The organism is Microbispora bryophytorum, assembly GCF_006874465.1.
GTDB lineage: Bacteria > Actinomycetota > Actinomycetes > Streptosporangiales > Streptosporangiaceae > Microbispora > Microbispora bryophytorum.
Window position 1 is genome coordinate 1 of record NZ_VIRL01000046.1, and the last position, 6640, is coordinate 6640.

Sequence of the window (6640 nt, forward strand, 5' to 3'; positions counted from 1 at the left end):
GACGACGGTGACGGGGAGGGCGTCGACGTGCCGTTCCGGGGCCCGGCGGAGGCCATCACGGACTGGGCGCCCGACGGCCACTGCCCGTTGGTGACGGTCACATTGCCGTTGACGACGCTGCCGCGGTCGCCGTTGGTGATGTTGGTGCTGCCGTTGGTCGACCAGTTGCCCGTGACGGTGAAGTTGCCCATGTTCTCACCGCCCCAGTAGTTGGCGGTGGCCCAGGTGCCGGTGTTCGAGAAGACGTTGTTCCTGACGGTGTAGTACTTGGAGCCCTCATCGAAGTAGAGCCCGAACCAGCCGTTGGTCCGCAGGCAGTAGTTGTCGCTGATGACCGCGTTCGGGTTCCACGACAGCGTGTAGATGCATCCGCCGTCGGTCATCTGCTGCATGACGTCGTGCACGTAGTTGCCGACGAGCTTGTTGCCCGACGCCGTGGTGGCCGTGGTGTACCGCGGCTGGTAGTTGTACAGACCCCGGTTGGCGTACTGGGTGCTGCCGCCGGGCTCGTTGGCGCCCCACCCGTAGCCGATCGACATGCCGGTGTAGGGCATGTTGTAGACCTCGTTGTGGGACACGTCGCTGGTGGTGACGTAGGTGGTCAGGACCGAGACGACGCCCCGGTAGTCCAGCCCGAGGTCGTGGATGCGGTTGTCGCTGACGGTGATGTTGCGGTTGACCATCCGCTGGTCGCTCGGGTGGTGGGCGTCGGCGCGCACGCCGCCGACCACGATGCCGCCTGCCGAGTTGCGGGCGATCTCGGATCGGGTGACCGTGATGTCGCTGGCGCCCAGGCCGACGCCGCTGGCGTGCGCGTTGGCGTCGTTGCCGATGCCCACGGCCGTCTGGCCCAGGTTGACGAACTGCGAGTCGGAGAAGGTGATGTGGTTGGCCGCCGAGACCTGCACCGCCGCGGGCATCTGGGCCCAGTTCGGCCTGGTGGACTCGAACTGCTGGCAGCCCTCCTGGCAGGAGCTGGGCAGGTTGCTGGGCCAGTTGGAGTTGCCCGAGATGTAGGAGCCGGTCTGCTGGTCGGCGAAGCCCTGGTTGCTGCTGGGCCCGAGCCAGCTGGTGCCGGTGAAGGTGATGCCGCTGAAGGCGATGTGGTGCGCGGGCGCGTCGTAGGTGCCGCCGACGTTCACCAGAGACTGCAGCACCGGCAGCTCCACGCTGGTGCTGCTCATGTTCTGTCCGGACAGCGGAATGTAGGACAGCACGCCCGTCGTGGGGTTGATGTACCACTCACCCGGCGAGTCGAGGAACTCGTAGGCGTTCTCGATGTACAACGGCCCGGCCCGGTGCGGGGTGGTGAACGTGTCGTACCCGAAGATGTTGTTGCTCCAGCTGGGCTGCTGCATCGTGATGAAGTTGCCGCTGATGCTCTGCACCCGCACGTACCGGTCCGTGAACGAGCCGATGCTCTCCAGCTCGATCCGGTTCTGGCCGGCCAGGTTGTTCAGGTAGCTCAGCGCGCTGTTGCCGAACCTCATCCCGGAGGAGGTGGCGGTGAAGTCGGACCGGTTCAGCTGCGTACGCGCCCGGGTGGCGAGGGCGCCGTTGACGTACAGCTGCCGGGTGTCGATCCCGGTGCCGACGTTGGCCTGCCAGATGTTCTTCGCCTGGTTCGCGAGCGTCCACCCGGTGACCGCCCTGGCGCCGGTGACGACGGGATGCGCCGACGGGGCCGCCTGCCACACGACCTGATATCCGTTGGTGCCGGAGTCGGCGGCGGTCAGCCGTAGCGGCGAGGAGAGCCGGTACGCCCCGTCGGCGAGTTGCACGACGATGTCGCCCGACATGGAGCTGTTCTGCGACCGCACCGCCGCCTGCGCTCCCGACAGCGAGCACGGCTGGGCGGACGAGCAGGTGCTGCCGGTGCCGGAGGGCGAGGCGTAGAGGGTCGTGGTGGCGGCGTGGGCCGCGGTGGCCGAGGCGACGACGGCCATCGCGGCGGTCAGCGCCGCGATGACGAGACCGACCAGAAGCGGTCTCAACACCGCGCCTGGTGGGGAAGGATGCTCAACTCGATCGGTCACGTGCTTCTCCGTGGTGACGCGGCCTCACCTGGCACCACGAGGGGTCGGGGTGGGGTGAGGCGATGGAAGCCGACGTGGCCGACCACGGTGTGCAGGCATACGATGCGCCTCCACACACCCGCCGTGTGGTCCAGCCGCAGGGGCCCGGAAGAAGCATCCTCCGGGTGCTCAGGTACCAATTACGGTGCCGGTGCCGCAGCCAGTCAAGACTTTAAGCACACCTATTTTCGTGGCCGGCATGCACGCGTCATGTGGGCGTAACGACAAGAACCGGCCTGGCCAGCGGAAAGCCGTATCGGCGCCGCTTCCTGGGTGAAACGTTTCGTGTGAATCATCAGTATGTTTCGTACTCACGACGCGATTCCGGAACCGCCTGCGGAGACGACACGGCCTGCAGAGCCATACTGCTAGGGAAGATCGTGAGGAAGGAGCGCCGTGACCGACACCCTGCGTGAGGGCGGATACCGGCCGGGCTACGAGGTGGCGGCCGAGCAGGTGCTGGAGCTCATCGCCCGGCTGGGCTTGCGGCCGGGCGACCGCATGCCGACGGAGAACGACCTGGCCCGGCAGCTGGGAACCAGCCGCACCGTCGTGCGTGAGGCGGTGAAGATCCTGTCCGCGCTGGGCCGGGTACGCGCGCAGAAGGGCCGCGGCCTGTACGTGGCCGACGACGAGGGAATGCTCGGCGCCGGGCGGCTGGCATCGTTCTTCCTGCCCACCGACCTGGATCACATCTACATGCTGTTCGAGTTCCGGCGGGCGCAGGAGACGGAGACCAGCCGGCTGGCCGCCCGCCGCGCCGCTCCGGCGGAGCTGCGGGCGATCGAGGAGGCGGCCGGGGTGTGCCGCGGCGGGTTCGAGGCCGGACGTGAGGACGTGTTCAACGAGGGCGACGACGCCTTCCACGCCGCCATCGCCACGGCCTCGCACAACATGTTCCTGCAGCTCGCGGTGCGGGAGGCCCGCCGGCTCCAGGCTCAGTCCGCGATCATCGGGCTGCGCGGCTCCGTGGGCGGGCACGCGGCCAAGGCCGTCGAGGAACACGACGCCATCTACCAGGCCATCCGCGCCGGCGACCCGGAAGCGGCGGCCCAAGCCGCCGCCGCGCACATCGACAACACGCTGGACGACTACCGCAGGGCGATCCAGCAGCACCTGTTCTCCTCGGCCGACTGAGACCGTCCGGCCGGCCGCACCGCCGGAGCCGCTTCCTCGTCGCCTCTGAGCATCGAAGCGAATCGTTTCGATGAGGCAGCCCCCGCCGGTGTCGCGCACGGACCGGGCGGGCCGGCCCGCCCGGGGGTAGCGGTCCATGAATCTTTCATCCGCGCGCGACGGGCGGGAGATCGCCGGCGGCCCTGCTGAGAGGCCTGCTGAAGGCCGTGGAAGGGACTCAGAACCCCTACGCGGGACGGAAAAGCGGGGGATGGGGTTCTTGACAGGCGCTCGGCCGGTCATATTTGCTTCGCTGCATCCCGCCACCCCCCAATCCGCCGGCAGGAAGGATCGACGATCTGACAATCTGTTAGCGCTAACAAACCCCATAAGTGCCACAAATAGGCAATAGGGGCTAATTTCGATACCCCGGTCGGCGTGAATCGATTCGTGGACCTTTCTCGGGGAGGTCCAGCGCGAGACGCTCCCGCCGATCCGGTGCGACCGGAGGGTGATCCGCCGACGTCGCGGCTCGCCGCGTGCGACGGCGTGAGGTGTGCCGCCGGCGTTTCGGCTGCGGCGGGACTCCTCACCACTGTCCGCGACCCCTTCCTCCTCTCGTTACACGCGCCTTCGCGCGGATCGGGTCCTGCGCTCGGGACCCGAGATCCTCTCGGTCTCCACGCTTCGGACAACGCCGGATCGGTGCCGGGCGTGAGGATCGAGGAGCGGTCAGCTCCCACGGCCCGGCCAATCCACGGCGGGCTGTTGTCACAGTGACCCATCGCATGGGACACGACCGCCTACCGCCGGCTTCGGCGAGGCCGCCCGGATTCAGCACGCGGCTGTCTTCGCCGTGCCTTCCCCCCAAGGAGTGAAAGCAATGGCTTCTTCGTCCGTCGACTCAACGGGCCGCGCGGCTCGCGGGCGGCGCTCACCGGCGGCCGTCGCGGCCTGCCTCGTGGCGGCGCTCGCGACTCTCCTCGCCGCCGCCCTGACCTGGTCGGCGCCGGTGTCGGCGGCGGTGGCGCCGCTGGTCGGCGCGTCGTCGGGGCGCTGCCTCGACGTGGTGGGCAACACCGATGCGCTGGGCACAGGCCTGCAGATCTGGGACTGCAACGGCCAGGCCAACCAGGCGTTCGAGTTCACCTCGTCAGGTGAGCTGCGGACGTTCAACGGCACGCGGTGCGCGGACGCGTACGGCCAGGGGACGTCGCCGGGCACCAAGGTGGTCATCTGGTCGTGCAACGGCCAGGCGAACCAGAAGTGGCGGCAGAACTCCGACGGATCGATCGCCGGCGTGCAGTCGGGGCTGTGCCTCGACGTGTACCAGGCGGGCACGGCCAACGGCACCGCGGTCAGCCTGTGGACCTGCAACGGGCAGAGCAACCAGAAGTGGACGACCGGCGGAGGCGGGCCCACCGGATCACCCACCCCGCAGCCGGGCGGGCGCTCGTGTGACATCTACGCCTCGGGAGGGACGCCGTGTGTGGCCGCGCACAGCACCACGCGCGCGCTCTACAGCTCCTACAACGGCAACCTCTACCAGGTGCGGCGCTCCTCCGACAACGCGACCAGGAACATCGGCGTCCTGGCTCAGGGTGGTGTCGCCAACGCCGCGGCGCAGGACTCCTTCTGCTCCGGCACCTCCTGCGTCATCACCGTCGTGTACGACCAGTCCGGGCACGGCAACGACCTGTGGTACCAGGGGTCGAGCGCGGTCCCCGGCTCGACGCAGAGCAGGCCCGCGACCGCGACCACCGAATCGCTCACCGTGGGCGGCGGCAAGGCCTACTCGCTGTACATCAACCCCGGCAACAGCTACTGGCGGGACGGTCACCTGACCGGCGTACCGACCGGCACCGCGCCCGAGGGCATGTACATGGTGACCAGCGGCACCCACGTCAACGGCGGCTGCTGCTTCGACTACGGCAACAGTGAGACCACCAGGAAGGCCGACGCCGCCGGCGCGATGGACGCCATCTACTTCGGCACGAGCTGCTGGTTCGGCGGCTGCTCCGGCTCCGGCCCGTGGGTCCAGGCCGACCTCGAATGGGGGCTCTACCCCGGTGGCAGCCAGTCGTGGAACTACAACCAGAGGGCGTTCACCAGCAAGTTCGTCACCGCGACGCTGAAGAACAACGGCACCTCGCGCTTCGCCATCAAGGGCAGCAACGCGCAGTCCGGCAGCCTGTACACCCTCTACGATGGCGCGCTTCCCTCCGGCTACAGCCCGATGAAGAAGCAGGGCGCGATCGTGCTGGGCAGCGGCGGCGACTGCTGCAAGCCCGGCGGCGGCGCCAACCTCAGCGCAGGCACCTTCTACGAAGGAGCGATGGTCGCCGGCTACCCCTCCGACGCGACCGAGAACGCCGTGCAGGCCGACGTCGTCGCCGCCGGCTACCGCTGACCCCCCAACCGTGAATGGAGTTGTGTACGTTGAGCCATAAATCCTTCTTCGCCACCATCACGGCGGCGGTGCTTCTCGCCCTGGGAACAGCGGGTACGGCGCTCGCCGGAACCACGGCCACGCAGAGCACCGCGGTCGCAAAGAGCGCCACGGCCACGCGGAGCACCACGGTCGCCGCGGCCGCCGCGGCGACGGCCGGATGCGGCAAGGCCCCGACGCTGGCGAGCGGCACGCACTCGATCATGAGCGGCGGCCAGAATCGCAGCTACATCCTGCGGGTGCCCGCGGGCTACGACGGCAACCGCCCCTACCGCCTGGTCTTCGGGTTCCACTGGAACGGCGGCACCGCCAACGACGTCGACTCGGGCGGCACCGACGGGTACAACTGGTCGTACTACGGACTCAGGCGCCTTGCGGACGCCGCCGGCAACGGCACGATCTTCGTCGCGCCCCAGGGCAACAACAACGGCTGGGCCAACCCCGGCGGCCAGGACCTGACCTTCGTCGACGACATGCTCGGGCAGATCGAGGCCGGCCTGTGCGTCGACACCGCCCAGATCTACTCCACGGGCTTCAGCTACGGCGGCGGCATGAGCTACGCGATCGCCTGCGCCCGGGCGACGGTCTTCCGCGCGGTCGTGGTCTACTCCGGCGGGCAGCTCAGCGGGTGCAACGGCGGCACCCAGCCCATCGCGTACATGGGGGTGCACGGCATCGGGGACCCGGTGCTCAACATCTCCCAGGGGCGGGGGCTGCGTGACAGGTTCGTCAGGAACAACGGCTGTGCCGCCCAGAGTCCGCCCGAGCCGCGGTCGGGCAGCCTGAGCCACATCGTCACCGCCTACTCGGGGTGCCGGTCCGGCTATCCGGTCGTCTGGGCGGCGTTCGACGGGGGCCACACCCCGGGCCCGATCGACGGGTGCAACTGCGACGGCTGGAGGACCTGGACCTCGGGGGAGGCCTGGAAGTTCGTGACGCAGTTCCAGACGACCCCGCCCACGTCACCCTCTCCCTCGCCGACCGCCTCGCCCAGCGGCAA

The 6640-nt window shown here is 69.0% G+C and carries 4 protein-coding genes; 3 read left to right on the forward strand and 1 reads right to left on the reverse strand.

Annotated elements, in window-relative coordinates:
• Nucleotides 1-1994 (reverse strand): right-handed parallel beta-helix repeat-containing protein (locus FLX07_RS35600; RefSeq protein ID WP_208762575.1); only part of this gene is annotated, 1994 nt, incomplete at its 3' end.
• Between the two features lie 477 nt (nucleotides 1995-2471).
• Between FLX07_RS35600 and FLX07_RS35605 the strand changes: the two genes are divergently transcribed.
• The 3 genes from FLX07_RS35605 to FLX07_RS35615 form a co-directional block, all read left to right on the forward strand.
• Complete coding sequence (locus FLX07_RS35605) at nucleotides 2472-3212, forward strand: FadR/GntR family transcriptional regulator (RefSeq protein WP_167748514.1); 741 nt, start codon at nucleotides 2472-2474, stop codon at nucleotides 3210-3212.
• Between the two features lie 862 nt (nucleotides 3213-4074).
• Nucleotides 4075-5601: an arabinofuranosidase catalytic domain-containing protein gene (locus FLX07_RS35610; protein ID WP_142576357.1), complete on the forward strand. Its 1527-nt coding sequence runs from the start codon at nucleotides 4075-4077 to the stop codon at nucleotides 5599-5601.
• 29 nt (nucleotides 5602-5630) lie between these two features.
• Nucleotides 5631-6640: CE1 family esterase (locus FLX07_RS35615; protein ID WP_425280122.1), on the forward strand; the 1010-nt coding region annotated here is incomplete at its 3' end.

Coding starts and splice junctions, on each gene's coding strand:
- FLX07_RS35610 (WP_142576357.1), top strand. CDS start 4,075: ATGGCTTCTTCGTCCGTCGACTCAACGGGCCGCGCGGCTCGCGGGCGG.